The sequence below is a fragment of the Bacillus sp. PAMC28571 genome, assembly GCF_014250435.1.
Lineage (GTDB): Bacteria > Bacillota > Bacilli > Bacillales > Bacillaceae > Bacillus > Bacillus safensis.
The window spans coordinates 325,771-346,632 of the sequence record NZ_CP060191.1 but is presented as its reverse complement, the minus strand read 5'-3'; the positions used below and the strand labels follow the sequence as shown (position 1 = coordinate 346,632).

Here is a 20,862-nt window from a genome sequence, read left to right as displayed (position 1 = left end):
AACATGAAGGAAGGGTTCAAAATGAAAAACACATCTCATCAGCTATTGATCATTCTTTTAGCTGTCGGTTCATTTGTCACAGGCACGTCAGAATTCGTTGTGTCAGGCATTCTAGATATCATTGCTGTTGATTTACACATCTCTATTCCTGCTGCCGGACAGCTCATCACCGTCTATTCTCTTTTTTATGCAGTAGGCGCTCTCTTTTTAGTCATGGCAACGTCGAAGCTGAACCGAAAAAAGGTTTTGTTATCAGCTATTTTTGTGTTTATTTTAGGCAATATGCTCGCCTTTTTCAGCCATCATTTTGTGCTGCTCCTGCTATCTCGCGTCATCATGGCCATGAGCGGCGGCTTATATATTGTCGTCGCCACGAATTATGCAGCGCAGATCGCCCCGCCAGAAAAAAAGGGAAGTGCAATGGCGACGGTCATCACTGGATTCACCGTTTCACTCGTACTTGGTGTGCCGATTGGAACATTTCTATCAGGCCATGTGGATTGGCACTATATTTTTCTCATCATTGCACTAGGTACTGCTTGTCTCTTCTTGCTTCTTTATCAATTGCTGCCACGCATAGAGGGACATTCTCATCTGCCATTGAAGCAGCAATTACACATCCTTCAAGACCGCAGAGTGATCAGCGGATTAGCCACGACGGTCTTTTGGATCTTAGGCTACACGATGGTCTTTGCTTATATCTCTCCTTTATTACGACAGACCGCCGGCTTTTCACTTGAAATGACAAGCATGGCCTTGCTCGTCTTAGGCATTTCTGCTTTTATTGGCTCACGCTTTGGCGGCTTCGCCGTCGATCAATGGGGACCAAACCGAACCATCTCGATCAGCATCATGATCCAGATGTTCGCTCTCTTTGCCTTATTCTTTACGCAATTCTCTACAATTAGCGTCTTGATCACACTCGCCATTTGGGGCATCGCCACATGGACAACAACACCAGCGAAGCAATACTATCTGATCTCCCTTAAACCCCAAGCATCAGAAACCGTGCTGAGCTTTAATACAGCGATTATGAACATCGGCATGATGCTTGGATCGTCTATGGGCGGCGTGATTATTCAGTATACAAATGTGACTAATTTAAGTTGGATTGGCGGATTAGCTAGTTTTGTGGCGTTGATGTTGATTCGGTATTCTTTTTATTTACACAAACGTGCCCAACGAAAGACACCGGAAAACCAATAGAAAACATTTCAATTTTTGGTATGATGGAAGAAACTGAGTTAAAAGGGTTTTTCACTTATTTCCATCCGAAAAACCCACGTGTGCTAGCTGTCAGAAAAAGATAGAAGGAAACGAAGAAGTGTACGTCAAGCTGGTCTATCCAAAAAGAAAAGGAATGACAGAGGTAAAGGCTTGGCTCAGGAATGAAGGGGTTTTTTATTGTAAGACATGTTATGGAAAAGAAACATAAAAACAAGCATTTCAATTGAAATGCTTGTTTTTACTTTCTACTTTTTTATTTCCGTTTACTACGAAGTTCAATGAGTGCTAGTTTATTGTCATTGAAAAAGAACTCTAGAATGATACCGTTTGATTGATCTTGATATTGTATACCTTTGCTATACCCTTCGACAAACCAGAGCTTCTTGAATTGATCTCCATATGTTTGTATCACAGATGAATAATCGTCTCCAATAGTGATTCCCTTAGATGTTTTGAGTTTTTTCTGTTTTGACTGATTGTAAATAGATGTAATTCGATGATATTGATCAGCTGAAACTACAAAATCTTGATTTTCTTTTTCCATATAGACCCTCTGTTTAGGATGAGAGAATTGAGTATTCTCCACAAAAGTATGATCTCTCTCAAATTTTTCACCGATCTTAAAATGACCTAGCGATTCATTTGTTAAAGATACAGAGTGAAAATTAAAAAACATAGCCACCCAAACAAATAGTGCGGTTCCTCCTAAAACAGAACCTACAATCACTAACACTTTAGAATGGATGATTCCCTTTTTAAACAAATAGATCGCTAAAGATACGATGATCATCACGATGACGATCATAATTAGAAAAATGCCCATTTCAATTATCCTCTTTTGCTTTTAATCGAATTCTGTATGTGAATTATTCCCACAATCATATTCTCATATTATACCAAAGCATTACACAAAATCGACCAGTACAGGTATAATTTAAATAAAATTGCACAAGGAGAAAAATATGACTAGACGTAAACTGATATTCCCGCAATCATTTCCAACAATACATACCGAAAGACTAATCTTAAAACAAGCGACGATCGAAGACGCTGAGGATATGCACATCTATTTATCCAATGAAACCGTGTGCCGCTACATGGGAATTGATGCTCATGAAACAATTGAAGACACAAAAGGAGAAATCAAGTGGTATGACAATATCTTCAAAGAACAAACAGGCATCCGCTGGGGCATTTCTTTAAAAGATGATCCTGCGATCATCGGCAGCTGTGGATTTCTTAACTTGGAAAAACAGCACTGCCGCACGGAAATTGGCTATGAATTGCATCACGATCATTGGAGAAAAGGCATCATGAGCGAAGCGATTGCAGCGGTGTTACGATACGGGTTTCAGGAAATGAACCTGAATCGGATTGAAGCGATTATTGATCCAGCAAACACGTCTTCTGTTCAATTATTGGAGAAGGTTAATTTTGTACGAGAGGGTTTATTGAGGGAGTATGATCTTGGTCAGAATGGGTTTGATGATGTGTTTATTTATTCGATTTTGAAGAGGGATTTCAAATAAACTGAATGATTTTTAAACAGAAGCGTTAAAGTGAATGAATTAAAATTGCACAATTACCCAGTAAGAAACCTCTAGTCAAGTTTATGACTAGAGTTTCTTTGCATGGTAACCCTTCTAATTTACTTACAATTCCAGCAATATTCAACACCCTTTCTATAATTATAGTATCAGTAATAGTAAAAATTTTTGAACAAAATGCAGATCCACACTTAAGTAATTACACTATTTCACTTACTTTTCTTTTCTAAGTACAAGATTCAAATAAAAATAGCCTATTCTTTAATCTGTTTTAGTTGGAATAATTCATATTCCAAAAAAAGAGCTTTTGTCCATTTGCAATTTCACTGATTAATTTAGATTTTTCATTTTCAAAATCTATTTTAGTGACATTATTTTTACGTTTACTTGTTTCGCTTTCAATTTTGGAGAACGTTGGACATGTGGAGTTGGAGTGAGGTTACAACAAGTAATGAATAAACTCATTGTGTTATCAGGTCATAGTTGGCAGTGGCAAAACATTTTTAATCAAAAAATCATAGATAATTATTAAGTAAACGAGTCAAGAAGAAGAACTGGCATATTTACAGTAGTACACGCATGGGAAATTTTAAATATATAAGGATATATTACCTTAAATAACATTTACATCAAAATAAATATAGGTTAATATATTCTTGTATTTCATAAAAAGGGAAGGGAGGTATATTCTGTATTAATTCTAAATACTGCATGTGAGAAGGAAGCTTGAATGAAAAAGTCAAAAGCCTTATTACTATTTGTTTCGTGCCTAGTGATTCTTGCAATTGTATTATGTTGGGGACTATCTGGCGATGTTTCTGAGGATAATAGTAAATCATACAAGACAGAGAAGGAAAAAGACCTGCTATGGGGATATAAAGTTATAGGTCATGAAAAACCTAATAATCATAAGAATTATGTCAAAATTGCTATCCTTGATAGCGGTATTAATAAGTCACATAAAGAGTTTAAAGATTTAACTTTTTATGAGTACAATGCTATTAAACCAAAAAAATCTATCGAAGATGACTATGGTCATGGTACAGCAATTGCCGGAATAATCGCTGCAACTGGTGAAGAAATAAAAGGTATTTCACAGAATCCCATTATTTATGATGTCAAGGTACTAAATAAAAATGGCAAAGGAAAAGTTGAAGATGTTGTCAAAGGGATTAAATGGTGTATTGAGCAAAAGGTAGACATAATTAATATAAGTTTCGGATTTGGAAAAGACTACGATGAATTACGAAATGTTATAAAAATTGCTTTAGATAACAATATAACAATTACAGCTGCTTCTGGAAATACATTAGGTCTAACTGTTGAATACCCTGCAAAATATGAAGGCGTCTTATCGATATCCTCACTTAACGAAAAACTAAAAATTGATCCAATTTCAGCAAAAGGAAAAATTGACTTTTCTGCGCCTGGAGTAAATATTAAAACAACTGATATACACGGAGGATATACAAAGGTAAAAGGTACATCCTTTGCAACTGCGTTTGCAACAGGTGCTATAGGCTGTTTGTATTCTAAAAAATACAAATCTAAAGAGAATGTTCATCAAACACTCAAGAAAAATACAGTTGATCTTGGAAAGCTAGGTTATGACAGAGAGTATGGCAATGGGATGATTATTTGTAACAAGGGAGAGAATTAGATTGAAAAAGGTTTTAATAAAAATTCTTGTGTTAACATTGTTTTTGTGTGGAGTTGTTCCTGAATTTGCAAGTGCAAAATCAGGCGAAATTGATTCTGATGCTTTAAGAATAGAAGAGAATGCTAGTAAAGAATATGAAGTGAATGTTGAAAAAGAATTGGGGATAGAGCTAGAACAAGATATGTTAATGGAAGTTAAGGAAAGCCTAGATGAAGTTAATGTATCTACTCAGCTTGAAGCTGAGAGTATGAATGTCCAAACTGACATGAAAATTAATCATGAGACAGGTGAAATCACAGTTGATGGTATTACAGAGTTAGAAAATGGGGAAAAAGAAACTAACAAATTCAACGTGTTAATTGAAGAGATTGAAGGAAATGATTTTACAGCAACCTTTGTGGATGATGAAACAGGAAAAGAGTATAAAGTTAGCACCATAGAAGCTCAGTCATCAATTGTTCCAGCAATAATAGTTGGAATTGTTTCTAGGTTTGGTATTCAATATGCTATTAAAAAATACGGAAAGAAGCTAATAATAAAAACTTTTAAAAAACAGGTAATTAAACAAGGTATAAAAAAAGTTTCTAAGTTTTCTGTTAGCAACAAACATCTTAGTAATGCAAAAGGTAGATACAGAAAATTTGATACCAAAAGCAAGAGCACAGTAAATAAATGGATAAAAGAAGCTTTACAATCTAAAAATGTTTCGTTTACTATAAACAATAATAAAAAACTATCCTTTGTCATCACTGCAAATCTGAAAAAGAAAATCGGAACAAAAGGTGAGACAAAAATAAAAATAGTTATAGGTTGGGATGGTAAAATATGGACAGCTTATCCAATCAAGTAGAATTTGATTATATGTTCACATCTGATGAGAAAGATATTCCAAAGAACATGAAGAAAGATCCATCAACAGCTCTAAGAGTAGAGGGAGAGTTTAAAATAGTTATAAATGGCGAAGTATATTTTGAAGAAAATATCGCCTTATTAGAATTTTATGCATCTTTGCACGACTGGATTAAAAAGATAAAGAAAAAAAACAAAGTTACAGAGTATAGATATTACACAATGGAGTATGAGGAAGACGACCCCATTATTTCAGTAATACCATTTGATAATAAGGCTCGACTCACCACTATTTGGGAAACTCAACAGTTATATAATGTATTCGATCTTAATTATATAATTGAACAAATGAAGGTATTACATGAAAACCTTGGACGTGACATTGAACAACATTATAAAATTTCACTAAAAAACTTTATTGGAAATATCCCATTAAGAAAATATTGAATAGAGAAAGGAACTCCTGGTTAGGGGTTCTTTTCAATGTTTTAGTAGGATGTTTTTAGAGGAGGTGTATTTTTGATTTTATATTTCTTAGCTGGTTTTATAGGAATCATAATAGCCACAATTATGCTAGGTATTGAAATTGAAGGATATACATTTTTGACAAGTTTTATTTTAAAGATGTTTGGGATGTCTATATTTGTAGGATCGATATGGCTAATAAATCAAAACAGAGAAGAATGCCCAAAATAGCAATAAAAATGAAGAATGAAAGCTCATTGTAAAATTCGTCGTTACAAATATCTTTTATACCTATATCTCGAATTGCAAGCGGTCTTCCATCATTAATTACAAAAACCTTTATTTGATTTATTTTAGATAACTCATTAAAAGCATCATCTCTTGAACTGAAATTATGATAAAAATATCTCTTCCTTATTACTATTATCTATAAAAAAAGATTGTTCTATTAATCTTACATGGTAAATATCCCAAACTGTATTTAAAATGGGCTCAACAGTTTTTTTAGAGTACCCTCCAAATATTCTTATCAACACCACTTATATCGGACATTGAGCGTTCCATTAATGCAGTAGTAATATTATAATTGAATTGATTATTTTTAAAAAAATTTAGATAATCGAGAAATTCATTCTTCTGAATATTTTGTCTATAATCATTTAATAACCTGTTTAAATACGTCAAAATATTCAAATCAAAATGTACAACTTTACCAACTTTTATTTTCGGTAATCCCCTCCAATATAATTACTATCAAGAATCCACATTTTTGTATAGTCAGGAGAAATATTTTATAACCGTTAATTTCCCTATTTTTAAAACTTTCATTAATATTTGATTATTTTTATATGATCTGATTTATTAAAAAATTTTTCGAATATGATATTCTTTTCAATTGTATTATCTGCTTTAATTATGAGATCAATAATAATTTTAAGTTGTTCATTCATTGTATCCCCTTCACATCTGATTTTCCTTCAATATCCCTCAACCTACATTTATCTAATTAAATATTTTTTGCAGTTCTGCTGAAACTGTAATTAATCAAAGTGATAGCACCGATCCAATTGTTTAGTCGTATATTCTGGCGTCATCCATGGCACCTTTGTTGCGGATGTCTGGGAGAACCTTAAAATATTGTCAGATGTCTCACTCAAAGCCCAAGGTGGCAATTTCTTCGAGTAGAATTAAATCTTATTCCCGGATGATTTCTAGATTTTCTTCAGAAACTCCACCCAGTACACGGATACCCAGTCCTGAACCTAGGACTAAAAGGTCCATTCTATAATTGCAACACAGCACAAAAAGTCAAGTTTCCTAAAGAGCATTTCCGCTATACTAAACTCGTAAGGCAAGGAGGTGCTCGATTGTCCTATCAAGAACATGAGAAAACGATTCAAGAAACATTAAATTATATTGAACAGCATCTGAAAGATGATTTACCGCTTCAAACTCTAGCGAAACACGCTGGTTATTCTAGGTTTCACTTTCACCGTATGTTCAAAAAAGTGATTAAGAAGTCAGTTGTTGATTATATACGGGAACGTCGAATGACCCAAGCGGCGAAGGATTTAATTCATACGGACCAAAGGGCGATTGATATCGCATTGCAGTATCGTTTTGGTTCACAGGAATCCTTCACTAGAGCCTTTAAGAAGATATATGACATGTCACCCGCACGTTATCGGAGATTACTAAGGAATGTCATTGATAAGGAGGAAACGAATATGGCTGCAAATAAGAACACACCTACCGGCTGGATTATGACGGGAGAAACACCATCTGATTATGAAACAGGTCTGGATAACAGAATTGTACACAGTGGTACTACCTCAGCTTACCTGAAATCCAAGGATGAAAAAGCACGAGGATTCGCGACCTTGATGCAGCAAATTAAGTCTGATCGTTACCGTGGAGAACGCCTTCAATTTTCTGCTTTTGTCAAAAGCGAAGATGTGAAAGGTTCAGCTGGTTTATGGATGAGGATTGACCATTCTTCAGGTGAAGTTCTTGCGTTTGACAACATGATGAACCGCCCCATTACAGGAACAAACGGCTGGAATCATTTTAGTGTAGTATTGGATGTTCCAGTCAAAAGTGAAGTCATTGCGTTTGGCATATTACTACATGGACAAGGTCACATTTGGATGGACGAACTTAGTTTTAAAATTGTAGATGAAAGTGTGCCAGTGACAGAACAAAATACTGTGGATCATTTAGAGGATGAACCAGTGAATTTAAATTTTGAAGGCTAGCAGACTGAATTTAAGAGGAGGTTCATTGCCATGAAAAAAATTGGTGCGATTTTATTGTTCGCTATGAATTCACTCACCTTTATTTGTGGCCTTGGAATTTTATTTGGTGAAGAGGATTAAAGATAAGCACCCATAGAACAAAAAAAATCAATTAAAAAAGATATCCCTATCACTATCTCTTTTTTGTAGACTTGGTATAATAGAAAAAATCAGAAAAATGAGAATGCGATGATAAGGAATAGTACTTGCCGAAATGTTTTCAGAAAGTTGCTGGCTGATGAGAAGCAATAACAAAAAGGCAGGGAACTCACCTTAGAGTAGCCTTAGTGAAATGAAAAGTATCAATGTAGTTAAGGACGGCCCCCCACCGTTATATGGGAAGGATATAAGATTAAACAATCTGTATCCGAATAAGGGCATGATAATGTATGGTTATCATGAAACAGGGGTGGTACCGCGTAAGAAGAAGTCTTTCGTCTCCAAGGTAAATATTGGGGATGAAAGGCTTTTTTTATATTCTATTTTCTAGGAGGAATCGATGATGTTTAACCACAAAAAATACGAAAAGAAATACTTTTTGCCACCGAACCTTACTTATGATTGGGTGAAGAAAGAAACATTAGAAAGTGCTCCGATATGGTGCAGTGTGGACTTGCGAGATGGTAATCAAGCATTACCTATTCCTATGAACTTAGAAGAAAAATTAGAAATGTTTCAGTTACTAGTAGAGATAGGTTTTAAAGAAATTGAAATCGCATTTCCAGCTGCTTCTGATACGGAGTTTAGGCTGTTACGGACACTGATTGATCATCATATGATTCCAGACGATGTCACGATTATGGTGATCACACAAGCGAGAGAGCATATTATCCGCCGAACCTTCGAAGCCATTAAGGGAGTACCGAAAGCAATTGTTCATTTATATAATTCGACTTCAGAAGCGCAGCGCAGACAGGTATTTAAGAAAACAAAAGATGAAATTAAACAAATTGCCATTGATGGAGCTATTTTAGTAAAAGAACTTGCCGAAAAAACAAATAGTGATATTTATTTTCAATATAGTCCAGAAAGCTTTCCAGGAACAGAAGTTGATTATGCGTTAGATATTTGTAATAGTGTTTTAGATATTTGGAAACCGACACGAGCTCATAAAGCCATCATCAATATTCCGACAACAGTTGAATATTCAATGCCTCATATCTTTGCAAGTCAGATTGAGTATATCCACAAAAATCTGTCTTACCGAGACAGTGTGACATTATCTGTTCATCCTCATAATGACCGCGGCTCTGGGGTGAGTGATGCAGAATTTGGTGTTCTGGCTGGCGCAGAAAGAGTCGAAGGTACATTATTTGGTATCGGTGAACGTACAGGGAACGTTGACTTGATTACCTTGGCGATGAATATGTATTCACAAGGTTATGATCCAAAATTGAATTTCAATAACCTAGAAGCGATTCGTAAAAAATATGAAAAACTAACAAGAATCACTGTTCCTGAGAGACAGCCATATTCTGGCGAGATGGTTTTCACCGCATTCTCTGGGTCACATCAAGATGCTATATCTAAGGGTATGAAATATAGAAAGGAAAATAATGTTGATAAATGGGACGTTCCTTATATCCCAGTAGATCCAGTTGACTTGGGAAGGAATTATCAAACAGATGTGATTCGAATCAACAGCCAGTCTGGAAAAGGCGGCATAGGCTATATACTAGAAACAAACTATGGCATTCAACTTCCTTATCAAATGAATGAAGCCATGGGTTATGAAGCGAAGAAAGTATCTGATCAGACAAGTAGGGAATTGTCTGTCGAAGAAATATATCATGTTTTTAAAGAACAGTATGTTGTTTATCACCCTCATTTCCAGCTGCTTGATTATCAATTTCATAAAGGAGAGAAGCAGGAAGTTACCTTAACTTTGCTGAGAGATGATCAACAAATTGAAATACAAGGAACTGGCACTGGAAGTTTAGATGCCATCAGTAATGCATTAAAAGCATATTTTCATCTCGAATATGTTTTGGAAGTCTATGAACAGAATTCTTTGGGCAAGGATTCCCAAGCAAAAGCCTGTGCACAGATTGGAATTTCATATCAAGGAAACATGCATTGGGGTGCTGGAATTGATAAAGATATTATAGAAGCAACAGTGAAAGCCCTGGTGGTTGCAGTAAATAAACTAGAGGTTTGGATGTAGATGGAAAAAGATAAACTTGAAAAACATGAAGTGATGCAATATTTAAGAGAATATAACGAGCAAGAAATCTTTTATCAACAATACCAACAGAAAAAGCACGACAATCAATCATTGCAATTATTTTTGAAGGATTATGATAAACACAATTTAATGCATAAACAAATATATATAGAAGAATTTTTGCAAAAAGGGCAGAACGAATTTGAAAAGGAAGATACCATGTGGTTAGGTCAGGAGAAAGATATCGAAGTGAGAAAGTATAGCCGTTTTATGCCTCAATTGTCGGCTATCCATGATTTCTTTGAAATAATCTATGTTCTGGAAAATGAGATGTATGTAGAAGTGGAAGATAAAAAAATGACTTTAAAATCAGGAGATATTGCCTTTATTCCACCTGACACCATACACAAGCCAATTGTAATGGAGAATACAATCGCCATGCAAATCATGATCCGTAAGAGTACTTTTCAAAAAGTGTTTTTTAAAATGTTAAAAGGAAATAATGTCATTTCAGAGTTCTTTTTGAATGCATTGTATATAAAAGAAAATAAAAATATTCTTATTTTCCATAGTCACTTGGATAAACATTTGCTAGACTGCTCTCTTCAACTATTTACAGAAAATTATAATCGGTTTCCTAGTTACCAGTTGATTATGAATAATTTGTTTGAGATATTATTATGTCTCTTATTAAGATTCAAACCAAGTCAAATGAATGTAAATCAGGTCAAACAATATCGTGATATACGTATGATTCAAATGCTCCAATATATTCAGCAATGTTGTGAGCATATCACCATCCAGGAGATGGCAGAGGAATTTAACCTTTCACAGTCTTACCTGTCAAAATATATAGCTCGTAAGCTTGGCAAATCATTTCGTGAGATTCGACAAGAAATAAGATTGGAAAAAGCCTGCGAAATGCTCACTGGCAGCAATTCACAAGTAGATCATATTGCGGCAGCCGTAGGTTATCAAAATGTAGAGCATTTCATTCGTTTATTTAAGAGAAAGTATCACCTAACACCACATCAATATCGATTAAATAATAGATAATAAAGAGGAGAAATGATAATGTCCATCAAACAAGTAAAAGATTATTTTAAACAATATGATATGGATACTCGAATTCAAGAATTTTCAGTGTCTAGTGCCACCGTAGACTTGGCTGCTTCTGCATTGGGCTGTGAACCTGAAAGAATCGCAAAAACACTCTCCTTTCTAGTAAATGGACAAGCTATTTTAATTGTGACCTCTGGCGATGCAAAAGTTGATAACAAAAAATTCAAGGAATATTTTAAAACAAAAGCTAAAATGCTTTCTCCTCATGAGGTCGTTGACTTGGTCGGTCATGAAATTGGCGGAGTATGTCCTTTTGCTATAAAGAATGGCGTTTCTGTTTATTTAGATATTTCACTCAAACGTTTTGAGACAGTCTATCCAGCCTGCGGGAGCAGTAACAGTGCCATTGAACTCACAATAAAACAATTAGAAAAACACTCTGGTTATTCACAATGGATTGATGTGTGTAAGGGATGGAATGATTCATTAACACATTAAAACGGAAGGGGAAAAGTGCAGTTAAAAATAAAAAAGAGCTAGAAACCCTTGATACACAAAGGTTTTTAGCTCTTTTACATTTATTCCCACTCTATCGTAGCAGGCGGCTTACTCGTAATATCATACACCACGCGGTTAATATGCTTCACTTCATTGACGATACGAGTTGAGATCTTTTCAAGCACGTCCCAAGGGATTCTTGCCCAGTCACTCGTCATACCATCAATAGATGTAACAGCACGGATGCCGATTGTGTAGTCGTATGTTCTTGCGTCACCCATAACACCTACGCTGCGGATGTCTGGGAGAACCGTGAAGTATTGCCAGATGTCGCGCTCAAGGCCGAAGTTGGCAATTTCTTCGCGTAGAATCGCATCCGATTCACGGACGATTTCTAGTTTTTCTTCAGAAATTTCACCTAGTACACGGATACCTAGTCCTGGACCTGGGAATGGCTGTCTCCAGACGATGTCATCAGGAATGCCAAGCTCTGAACCTAAGGCACGGACTTCATCCTTGAATAGCGTATTGAGTGGCTCAATCAATTCGAACTGCATGTCTTCTGGAAGACCGCCTACGTTGTGGTGAGATTTGATTGTTTGTGCCGTTGCTGTTCCGCTCTCAATGATGTCTGTGTAAAGTGTTCCTTGTGCTAAGTAGTCGATTCCTTTTAGCTTGTCCGCTTCGTCATCGAATACATAGATGAATTCGTTACCGATGATTTTACGTTTTTGCTCAGGATCAGACACACCTTTTAGCTTGTTTAAGAAACGATCTTTCGCATCTACTTTAATCACGTTCATGTTGAAACCTTCGCTAAATGTTTTCATAACCCCTTCTGCTTCGCCTTTGCGAAGAAGACCGTGGTCAACGAAAATACATGTCAGCTGATCGCCGATGGCTTTGTGGATCAATACCGCCACAACAGATGAATCCACACCGCCGCTTAGTGCGCACAATACTTGCTTGTCGCCTACTGTTTCACGGATTTTCTGCATTTCGATTTCAATAAAGTTCTCCATTGACCATTTGCCATCACAATCACACACGCCGAAGACAAAGTTTTTCAATAGGTCATTTCCGTACTCAGAGTGACGAACCTCTGGATGGAATTGAACGCCATAGAAATTCTTCTCAGCTAAGCTCATGGCTGAGTTTGGACAATGTGCACTTGTTGCATCGACTGTAAAGCCTTCTGGTACTTCAACAACGAGGTCACCATGGCTCATCCAAACGACTTGATCAGTTGGAAGGTCTTTGAATAAAGCAGGTGTTCCGTTAATATGGATATCTGCTTTTCCATATTCACGCTGGCTGGCCGCTTCTACTTTCCCGCCTAAATAGTGAGTCATGAGCTGCATGCCGTAGCAAATGCCTAGAACCGGAATGTCCAGATCAAAGATCTTTTCATCACAGCGGAAAGATCCTTCATCATAAACACTGTTTGGTCCACCAGAAAGGATGATTCCTTTAGGTGCCATTTCTTTAATTTCTTCAGCAGTTAAAGTGTGCGGATGAAGCTCACTGTACACACCAAATTCACGAATACGGCGTGTGATCAGCTGATTGTACTGACTGCCGAAATCGAGAACCAAAATCATTTCATTTACTAAATTTGTCATGGTGTCACCTCTATGTCCAATATAGTTTTTTATAAACGCACAGAAAAAATGAGAGGAGAAAACCTGCTCTCAGTGTGAATCACGCTTTTGAAGCGCCCAGACTCACATCCGAACGCTTCAATTTCATGTATTTTAGAAGGTTTTAATATTCACCTATTCTAACAACAGGAAGGTACGCGGTCAAGACTATCTCCTGTTTATTAAATTTTCCCATAACTTTGCCGATTGCTGCCAAAGCGCCGAGGCATCCTCTCGCCGGTAGAGCGCACGTTCATAAAGCTGGGTCAGCTCTGACATATGATGATCTCCATTCTTCTCATCAATCAACGAAGCGAATTCTCTTAGCGTCATACCTGGCTTTTTCTCGATTCCTCTGCGCCCTAGCTGCTTTAATAGAGCAGCATACGCATAGAAGAATGCTTCATCCTCTGGCAGACGTTTCACCTTTCTTACAATAAAGAATGGCAGCCATCTTGTTCTAAATCGATAAAGCATCCAGCTGATGAAACCAAGCAGGACAATAGCTACTGCCACATAACCTATAACCCAACCAACATGCACCATATTTGGCTTTGCCTGCGCTGCTCGCTCCTTTGGTTGTGCCGGCTGCTCTGTCTCCTGCTGCTGCGGCTGGTCTTGCTGCTTTTCTTCACTTGCATCAGAACTAGACTGATCTTCTTCTTCCTTTTGATCATCCGTTTGATCGCTTGAAACAGCTTCATTCGTAAAAGTCTCTGGGTTTGTAAATCCTTTTGTCGGTTCAAAGGTGACCCAGCCTCTGTTTGGAAAATAAACCTCTACCCATGAATGCGCATTGTTATTGGTCACTTCATACACATTGTTTCCATCCATTTGTGTTTCATATAACTGGCCAGACGTATACCCTTTCACCCATCTCGCCGGAATTCCGATCGAACGAAGCATCACAATCATAGAGGTTGAAAAATTATCACAATAGCCGATCATCGTATCAAATAAAAATTGATCCACATAATCTTCATTACGACCAGGCACAGCGACATTCTGCGTTTCATATGAAAACTTCGCAGATCCTAAATAATCCTCGATGGCTTTCGCTTTATCATACATATTGTCCTTCGTTTCCGTTAAGCTGTTTGCCAAAGTTTTCACACGCTCTGGAAGTGACGATGGAAGCTGCAAGTATTCACGGCCAACCTGCTGATTCACCTGCTTCTTTGTCGGTACTTTGATTCTCTGCAAATCCTCCAGGATAAATGTAGGAGATAAAAAGCTGACTTGATAGTTCCCTAAATTTTTGGGTGGGTTTTGCATAGACGGGACAATTTTCTCCGTTTTGCCCATGATTTGCAGCGGAATGTTTTCCATTGGCGTCAGCATGATCGTTCCAATAGGATAAACAGCATGATTAAATCGATAATCCGATTCTATATCAATTCTTGTTTCATGCTCCTCTGTTTTCACTCGCTCAGTAAACCACCGATTCGGCACAGTGTCGTCCTTTAGCCGAGTAGGCTTCGTATCATTTGAAGCATCCTCCCAGCCCTTTCCTGTGTAAATACTTTTTGTTTCTACACGAAAGTAAGATGGCTCCTTTCCGCTCCATTTAAAAACAGGTGTGCGGTCCTCACTAAACGGTCCGCCTAGCGCCGAATCATCTGCACTATATCCCACTTTATTCTGCCCGGCTGTCCCATCTTGATTCGTGACCGCCTTAAAAAACGGAACAGGGTCGGGCCATTTCGGATCAGACTTTGGCAAAGAAGCCCCGAGTGACGCTGATAGAAGGACAAGCGCCAGCATGGGCAAAAACCACTTTAGACGTGCTTTCTGTGACACCTGAACGCCCTCAGCTGAACGCAGTCGATCGAAATACAGCAATCCAAGCAAACAAAAGCCAAATACCATAATACGAACGATCGCAAAGGTCGCATCATATGGCGTAAACGTATCAAGAATCGTGACATATACAATCGTCATCAGTAAAAAGAAAAAGATTCGCTGCTGATAGACCACCCAATAATGTAGCAAGTAGACAAGCAGCCACAGCAAAATATAAAACAACAATGTGCGGAAAGACGGATACATATCACTCCACATGCCCATGCTCATTAACGTGATATTATCCTTGATATCAGCAAACAAAGCTGCCGGATAGCCTGACGCTGATTGATAAAAGATCAAATATAAAGCAAGCAAAATCAGTCCAACACAAATAGGAAACGTCACATACCACTTCAGACGAAAGAACGTAAACAAACACGTAAGCCCGATAAAAATGATGAAATAAGACGTATGGCTCGTCTCTGTAAAATCTTGAAGCGGACGAAGCCACTCCCATAGCAGCAGAAAAGCTACAGCATAATAGATGAACAATTCAAAACGGCTTTGCCGCAGATGCGAATGCAGCATAAATGTTTGTCACCTCACAGTTCTTTCGTGCAGCCGGTCTTCAAATAAAAGGGTGATGCGTATTCCAGAGGCCTTGAGCCGGTCTACAAGCTGTTTTTCTTTTGTCGTGAAATGGTCAACGGCTTTCTTCACTAAAAGCACGGTGATGTTCTTTCTGTTTCGATTTCCAAAGAGACTTGCCGCAAGCTCCTCCTGCAGCTGACCCGTGACGACATATTTTCCTGAGTGCTGGTACTCACTCGCTGCTAACGGTTTATATTCTAGTGCGCGGGAAGGCTGATGCTGCACCCTTGTTAAATAATAAAGCATGTCCTGTAAATGAAGTTCTCCTTGATCGACTCGAAAGGCATGCAGATCTCCTAGAGGGACAAGACCTGACGGCACGCCTTTTTTCACAGCCGTTTGAAGAACAGATGCCGCAATAGAAACGACTGTTTCAAAAACAGCTTGATCAGTAAAATCAGCAAACACAACAAGGTCCTTTGCTTGATTCTGTTCAAATTCCTTCGTCATCAGCTGGCCTCTTCTGGCCGTCGTCTTCCAGTCCACCCAAGCAAAACGGTCTCCTTGCTGATATTCCCGTACGCCTGTTGTCACATGGGCCGGTTCATTGAACCACGAGTGAACCGCTTTGCCTCCATTTTCACTCACTGACTCAGCAGGCTCTACAGGGATATCCAGCACTTTTGGGTAGACAAGCAGCTTTTTCTCTAACGGAATGATGATTTCTTTTTCAACAAACCCAAACATATCACCCGTTTTGATTCTAACCGCTGTCAAATGATGCTCTCCTCGCATGACATCATTCAATTGATAGGAAAATCGCCAAGTTTTCCGAAACCAAGGAAAAAGCATTTGCTTCATTTCAATCTGTTCCTGTAAGTGAAAGGTATCTGGCGGAGCATCCTCTATCATGACGTAAACGTACGGAAATGGATGTGTCCGCTTGATTTCAAGGTCAACGGACAGCACATCCCCCGCCTTTAAGCGTGTTTGCTGTATTGTCCTCTTGGCTGTCGCGCGAAGCGGAACAAGTGCAAACAGCAAAGCATACAAAGCATATGGTAAAAATGCATAAAAAAGGAACCAACTCACAAACCCTCCCTGAAACATGGCATAACAAAAGGCTGCCGCAGTGAGTATGATGAGCATCATCACCCTTAACCATAATGAAATTGCTACACGATGACGTGACTTCATTGAGTCATCGACTTTTGAACTGGCACGCCAATTTGCTCAAGCATTTGCCGCAGCAGTGTCTCCGCCTTCTTCCCTTCATATGTCGCTTCTGATGTCAAAATCATACGATGCGGTAATGTATAAGGCGCCAAATACTGTACATCATCAGGAATCACATAATCGCGCTGATTCAAAAGTGCATACGCCTGTGCCGCTTTCATCAAGGCGATCGATCCCCTTGGACTCACACCTAGATAAACAGATGGGTGTTTACGCGTCGCTTGAGCAATTTCAACAATATATTCTTTAATGGATGCATCCACATGAATGGTCTGAACAGCCTGCTGCAACGCATGGATATGTTCCTTTGTCATGACAGCTTGGAGCGTATCAATCGGGGATTGCTTCTCCTGCAAGTTGAGCACCTCCAGCTCCTCGAGCATGGTCGGATATCCCATCTGCAGTTTGAATAAAAACCGGTCCATTTGCGCTTCTGGCAGCGGATAAGTCCCTTCATATTCCACTGGGTTTTGTGTCGCCATGACGAAAAAAGGATCCGCAAGCGGCATCGTTTCTCCGTCCACTGTGACACTGCCTTCCTCCATCGCTTCAAGCAATGCTGATTGTGTTTTAGGAGAAGTCCGGTTGATCTCATCAGCTAAAATAATCTGCCCCATGATCGGTCCTTGCCTAAATTCAAATTCATTCGTCTTTTTATTGTAAATCGACACGCCTGTTACATCTGAAGGCAAAAGGTCAGGAGTGAATTGGATTCTCTTAAACTCACAGCCAATGGATTTTGCCAAAGCACGAACCATCATCGTCTTCCCTACACCAGGCACATCCTCGAGCAGCACATGCCCCTTCGCCAAAATCGCAACAAGGCTTAATATCGCAATGTCTTTTTTCCCAACCATGACTTTATTGATGTTATCTACGATTTTTTGTAAATCTGAATGCATCGGTTCATCAAATGCCATCCTGATCCTCCTATCACGTTTCTGTCAAATTTCATATAGTCTAACTTTACCATACAACGCGCATTTGCATATAACATCAGCACGTATAAAAAAGAAGCCTTCTCACGATGGGAAAGACTTCTTCTCTTCTTTTGACTTACTTGCTGGCTCCATATGAACATGAGAGTGTAAAATATCATGCTCCTGTTTCATTCTGCGTTCAATTTCATCTGCAATATCATGGCTTTCTGCTATGTTCAAGTTAGGCTCGACCTCAACCACTACATCCACATGGACTGTACTTCCAAGATAACGCGCTTTTATATCCTTTAAATCGCCTACTCCTGGTGTTGCTTCAATGGTCTCTTTATATTTAGACATATCTTTGATATGAAAACCGTCTGTTAACGAATGAGAGGCATCTCTGAAAATCTCCCACGCAGTTTTACAAATAATTAAGCCAATGACAAAGGCTGCTAGCGTATCAATCCATGCCAGCTGAAATTGAGAGGCCATAATTCCTACAAATGTTCCAATACTCACATACGCATCTGATTTATTATCAGCAGCTGCCGCATGGAGAGCCTGGCTATTAATTCGTTTGGACAGATTGCGGTTATAAATATACACACCGTACATCACAACAGCACTTCCTGCTGCTGTCCAAGCCGCGATCATATCCGGCGTTTGATGCTCAGATGAGAAGAACGACTGGCCTGCACTCAGCAAAACCTGAAGTCCAACAAGCATCATGATAAAGGAAGCCACAAGAGACGCAATATTTTCCGCTCTAAAATGACCATACGGATGATCTTCATCAGGCGGCTTTTGAGAAATACGCAGCCCAATCAACACAGCAAGGGATGCAATAATATCCGTCGTGTTATTCAATCCATCTGCTGAAAGAGCCTCTGAATGAAACACATACCCAATAATGAGTTTGACCGCAGATAAGATCACATAGGCAATGATGCTGACCCAAGCACCTGTTTCACCTTGTCTTAATTCGTTATAGCGCTCCATGTTGAACCGCGCCTCCTCACACATCACTTTTCTATTATTTATCTTACAAAGCAAAGCCCGTGTGGGTCTACAGCAACATGATTCGCTTATGTCAGCAAAATAGGATAAATAGAAATGTGTTGACCTAAGTAAACTTATTTTTACAAGGTCAAATGACCTCAAGACCTACTCCCATCAACCTTTTTCCAATTCTCTTCGAAATGGACATATCGTCAAATCACTCTTCTCTGGTAAATTATCAGAATAATTTTATTTTGAGACACAACTTCCCTCCTTCCTTTTTTATGCTATTTTAAAAATAAACAGAGGGAAAAGAGGGAACATAATCTCTCAAATCCTTTCTACTTTTTAACATCATGTTAAGAGGTTTGAAATGTCAGTTTGATAACCTGTCCAATGCTGAATGACAATTCAGTATGATAAAATTTAAAATATTCTAAAAACAAATTCTCTATTCATGAGAAATGTTTGGAGGTAAAGAAATGTCCAACATGACAAACGGTCTTCAAAAAAACCTTAAAACAAGACATATTTCGATGATCTCCATTGCTGGGGTCATTGGGGCAGGGCTATTTGTTGGTAGTGGCGCTGTCATTCATTCTGCAGGGCCTGGATCCATTCTTTCCTATTCTTTTGCCGGACTTCTGGTGATCTTTATTATGAGAATGCTTGGAGAAATGGCATGTGCCTATCCGACAAGCGGTTCTTTCTCACAATATGCGAGCGATGCCATCGGTCCATGGGCCGGGTTTACAATCGGCTGGCTTTACTGGTTCTTCTGGGTGATCGTCATCGCCATTGAAGCCATTGCCGGTGCTGCCATTATTCAATATTGGTATGGAGATGCACCTGTTTGGCTCACAAGTCTTATCCTCACAATCCTCTTAACATTAACAAATATCTTTTCTGTTAAATCTTTTGGCGAATTTGAATATTGGTTTTCATTAATTAAAGTCGTCAGCATCATTCTCTTTCTACTCATTGGTTTTGCATTTATCTTTGGTTTTGGCGGTCATCATACTTCAGGTCTTGCCAATCTAACAGGGAACGGCGGTTTTCTTCCAAATGGATTCAGCTCTGTGTTACTCGGAATCGTCGTCGTCATCTTTTCCTTCATGGGAACGGAGATTGTGGCCATAGCGGCCGGTGAATCAGCAGACCCAGTCAAATCTGTGACGACAGCCACCCGCTCTGTTGTATGGCGTATTATCGTATTCTATGTTGGATCAATTGCTGTCGTTGTCACCTTGCTTCCTTGGAATTCCGCAAGTATTTTAACAAGCCCGTTCGTTGCGGTATTAGAATACATTGGTGTTCCATCAGCCGCTCAAGTCATGAACGTCATTGTCTTAACAGCTGTTCTATCTTGTTTAAACTCCGGTTTGTACACAACGTCCAGAATGCTTTATTCATTAGCAGAAAGAGGCGAAGCGCCAAAACGCTTTATGAAAATCAGCAAACGTGGTGTTCCTGTAGCGGCTACAGTCGCAGGTACCTTCTTTTCCTACATTGCCGTCATGATGAACTACTTTTATCCTGAAACCATCTTTTTGTTCTTAGTCAACGCATCTGGTGCCATTGCCCTTCTTGTTTACTTGGTCATTGCCGTTTCACAATTAAGAATGCGACGCAAAATCGAAAAAGAAAATCCAGAACAGCTCAAAATCAAAATGTGGCTGTTCCCATACCTCACGTACTTTACCATTTTGGTCATTTGCGCCATCTTGGCATCGATGCTGTTTATCGAATCCATGCGGCCACAGCTCATTTTGACGAGTATCATTACCTTTGGCGTACTGGCTGCTTATTTCATCTTTAAACCGAATAAAAAAGTGCCTGCAAATGCGGCGCTTGAAAATAAACACCCGTAATTCTCCCGCTGAAAAGCGGGTTTTTTTATTTTATTCACCTATTTGGATGTC

At 38.5% G+C, this 20,862-nt stretch carries 16 protein-coding genes, 2 pseudogenes and 1 other annotated feature; of the genes and pseudogenes, 11 read left to right on the top strand and 7 right to left on the bottom strand.

The genetic code is table 11. The features are described from left to right. The first annotated feature begins 21 nt into the window (after nucleotides 1-21). Both H7F25_RS01545 and H7F25_RS19260 read left to right on the top strand, forming a co-directional pair. Nucleotides 22-1,206 carry an MFS transporter gene (locus H7F25_RS01545; RefSeq protein WP_185854150.1) on the top strand — a complete coding sequence of 395 codons (1,185 nt, stop codon included), beginning with the start codon at nucleotides 22-24 and terminating at the stop codon, nucleotides 1,204-1,206. A 100-nt stretch (nucleotides 1,207-1,306) separates the two neighbouring features. Continuing rightward, nucleotides 1,307-1,435: a Fe3+ hydroxamate ABC transporter substrate-binding protein gene (locus H7F25_RS19260; RefSeq protein ID WP_253207512.1), complete on the top strand. Its 129-nt coding sequence runs from the start codon at nucleotides 1,307-1,309 to the stop codon at nucleotides 1,433-1,435. A gap of 45 nt (nucleotides 1,436-1,480) precedes the next feature. On the opposite strand, the gene H7F25_RS01540 is transcribed toward H7F25_RS19260, so the two are convergent. After that, on the bottom strand, nucleotides 1,481-2,050 hold the full coding sequence (locus H7F25_RS01540) for a hypothetical protein (RefSeq protein WP_185854149.1): 570 nt from the start codon (nucleotides 2,048-2,050) through the stop codon (nucleotides 1,481-1,483). 139 nt (nucleotides 2,051-2,189) lie between these two features. Here H7F25_RS01540 and H7F25_RS01535 point away from each other — a divergent pair, with 139 nt between their 5' ends. From H7F25_RS01535 to H7F25_RS01520, 4 genes are all read left to right on the top strand, one after another. Continuing rightward, entirely contained in the window at nucleotides 2,190-2,756 is a 567-nt protein-coding gene (locus H7F25_RS01535) for a GNAT family N-acetyltransferase (protein ID WP_185854148.1), read from the top strand. A gap of 748 nt (nucleotides 2,757-3,504) precedes the next feature. Continuing rightward, nucleotides 3,505-4,434 (top strand): S8 family peptidase, encoded by a 930-nt coding sequence (locus H7F25_RS01530; RefSeq protein WP_024424495.1) that lies wholly within the window; start codon nucleotides 3,505-3,507, stop codon nucleotides 4,432-4,434. A 1-nt stretch (nucleotide 4,435) separates the two neighbouring features. Next, nucleotides 4,436-5,284 (top strand): SAR2788 family putative toxin, encoded by an 849-nt coding sequence (locus H7F25_RS01525; RefSeq protein ID WP_073204090.1) that lies wholly within the window; start codon nucleotides 4,436-4,438, stop codon nucleotides 5,282-5,284. Next, a complete protein-coding gene (locus H7F25_RS01520) occupies nucleotides 5,260-5,730 on the top strand; it encodes a DUF7878 domain-containing protein (RefSeq protein WP_024424493.1) in 471 nt (156 codons plus the stop codon). The genes H7F25_RS01525 and H7F25_RS01520 overlap by 25 nt, the downstream gene beginning before the upstream one ends. Nucleotides 5,731-6,819: 1,089 nt before the next feature. Here the strand turns inward: H7F25_RS01520 and H7F25_RS19255 are convergent. Continuing rightward, nucleotides 6,820-7,011, bottom strand: a pseudogene (locus H7F25_RS19255) (GMP synthase (glutamine-hydrolyzing)); the annotation flags it as partial. Nucleotides 7,012-7,115: 104 nt separating this feature from the next. On the opposite strand from H7F25_RS19255, the gene H7F25_RS01515 reads away from it, so the two are divergent. The 4 genes from H7F25_RS01515 (at nucleotide 7,116) to H7F25_RS01500 (ending at nucleotide 11,766) form a co-directional block, all read left to right on the top strand. After that, on the top strand, nucleotides 7,116-8,003 hold the full coding sequence (locus H7F25_RS01515; RefSeq protein ID WP_122631718.1) for a helix-turn-helix domain-containing protein: 888 nt from the start codon (nucleotides 7,116-7,118) through the stop codon (nucleotides 8,001-8,003). Between the two features lie 219 nt (nucleotides 8,004-8,222). Then, nucleotides 8,223-8,487 (top strand) — a binding site (T-box leader). A 57-nt stretch (nucleotides 8,488-8,544) separates the two neighbouring features. Further along, complete coding sequence (locus H7F25_RS01510) at nucleotides 8,545-10,206, top strand: 2-isopropylmalate synthase (RefSeq protein WP_122631716.1); 1,662 nt, start codon at nucleotides 8,545-8,547, stop codon at nucleotides 10,204-10,206. After that, the gene (locus H7F25_RS01505) at nucleotides 10,207-11,262 is read left to right on the top strand and encodes a helix-turn-helix domain-containing protein (protein WP_185854147.1); all 1,056 of its coding nucleotides are present in this window, start codon (nucleotides 10,207-10,209) and stop codon (nucleotides 11,260-11,262) included. An 18-nt stretch (nucleotides 11,263-11,280) separates the two neighbouring features. Beyond that, on the top strand, nucleotides 11,281-11,766 hold the full coding sequence (locus H7F25_RS01500) for a YbaK/EbsC family protein (protein ID WP_149125932.1): 486 nt from the start codon (nucleotides 11,281-11,283) through the stop codon (nucleotides 11,764-11,766). A gap of 80 nt (nucleotides 11,767-11,846) precedes the next feature. Here the strand turns inward: H7F25_RS01500 and guaA are convergent, their stop codons facing one another. The 5 genes from guaA to H7F25_RS01475 form a co-directional block, all read right to left on the bottom strand. After that, a complete protein-coding gene (gene guaA, locus H7F25_RS01495; protein WP_024424487.1) occupies nucleotides 11,847-13,388 on the bottom strand; it encodes a glutamine-hydrolyzing GMP synthase in 1,542 nt (513 codons plus the stop codon). A 186-nt stretch (nucleotides 13,389-13,574) separates the two neighbouring features. Continuing rightward, nucleotides 13,575-15,779 carry a DUF4129 domain-containing transglutaminase family protein gene (locus H7F25_RS01490; RefSeq protein WP_185854146.1) on the bottom strand — a complete coding sequence of 735 codons (2,205 nt, stop codon included), beginning with the start codon at nucleotides 15,777-15,779 and terminating at the stop codon, nucleotides 13,575-13,577. A gap of 9 nt (nucleotides 15,780-15,788) precedes the next feature. Continuing rightward, nucleotides 15,789-16,874 carry a DUF58 domain-containing protein gene (locus tag H7F25_RS01485; protein ID WP_253207504.1) on the bottom strand — a complete coding sequence of 362 codons (1,086 nt, stop codon included), beginning with the start codon at nucleotides 16,872-16,874 and terminating at the stop codon, nucleotides 15,789-15,791. Nucleotides 16,875-16,975: 101 nt separating this feature from the next. After that, nucleotides 16,976-17,938 (bottom strand): AAA family ATPase, encoded by a 963-nt coding sequence (locus H7F25_RS01480; protein ID WP_024426718.1) that lies wholly within the window; start codon nucleotides 17,936-17,938, stop codon nucleotides 16,976-16,978. Nucleotides 17,939-18,040: 102 nt separating this feature from the next. Next, nucleotides 18,041-18,940 (bottom strand): cation diffusion facilitator family transporter, encoded by a 900-nt coding sequence (locus H7F25_RS01475; protein WP_024426719.1) that lies wholly within the window; start codon nucleotides 18,938-18,940, stop codon nucleotides 18,041-18,043. A 482-nt stretch (nucleotides 18,941-19,422) separates the two neighbouring features. Between H7F25_RS01475 and gabP the strand changes: the two are divergent. After that, nucleotides 19,423-20,819 (top strand): annotated as a pseudogene (gene gabP / locus H7F25_RS01470) (GABA permease); the annotation flags it as partial. Nucleotides 20,820-20,862 lie beyond the last annotated feature (43 nt).

What these genes read in the sequence shown, in the direction of transcription:
- H7F25_RS01545 (WP_185854150.1), top strand. Translation starts at nt 22, where the DNA reads ATGAAAAACACATCTCATCAGCTATTGATCATTCTTTTAGCTGTCGGT.
- H7F25_RS01540 (WP_185854149.1), bottom strand. Translation starts at nt 2,050, where the DNA reads ATGGGCATTTTTCTAATTATGATCGTCATCGTGATGATCATCGTATCT.
- H7F25_RS01535 (WP_185854148.1), top strand. Translation starts at nt 2,190, where the DNA reads ATGACTAGACGTAAACTGATATTCCCGCAATCATTTCCAACAATACAT.
- H7F25_RS01530 (WP_024424495.1), top strand. Translation starts at nt 3,505, where the DNA reads ATGAAAAAGTCAAAAGCCTTATTACTATTTGTTTCGTGCCTAGTGATT.
- H7F25_RS01520 (WP_024424493.1), top strand. Translation starts at nt 5,260, where the DNA reads ATGGACAGCTTATCCAATCAAGTAGAATTTGATTATATGTTCACATCT.
- H7F25_RS01510 (WP_122631716.1), top strand. Translation starts at nt 8,545, where the DNA reads ATGTTTAACCACAAAAAATACGAAAAGAAATACTTTTTGCCACCGAAC.
- H7F25_RS01505 (WP_185854147.1), top strand. Translation starts at nt 10,207, where the DNA reads ATGGAAAAAGATAAACTTGAAAAACATGAAGTGATGCAATATTTAAGA.
- H7F25_RS01500 (WP_149125932.1), top strand. Translation starts at nt 11,281, where the DNA reads ATGTCCATCAAACAAGTAAAAGATTATTTTAAACAATATGATATGGAT.
- guaA (WP_024424487.1), bottom strand. Translation starts at nt 13,388, where the DNA reads ATGACAAATTTAGTAAATGAAATGATTTTGGTTCTCGATTTCGGCAGT.
- H7F25_RS01490 (WP_185854146.1), bottom strand. Translation starts at nt 15,779, where the DNA reads ATGCTGCATTCGCATCTGCGGCAAAGCCGTTTTGAATTGTTCATCTAT.
- H7F25_RS01480 (WP_024426718.1), bottom strand. Translation starts at nt 17,938, where the DNA reads ATGGCATTTGATGAACCGATGCATTCAGATTTACAAAAAATCGTAGAT.
- H7F25_RS01475 (WP_024426719.1), bottom strand. Translation starts at nt 18,940, where the DNA reads ATGGAGCGCTATAACGAATTAAGACAAGGTGAAACAGGTGCTTGGGTC.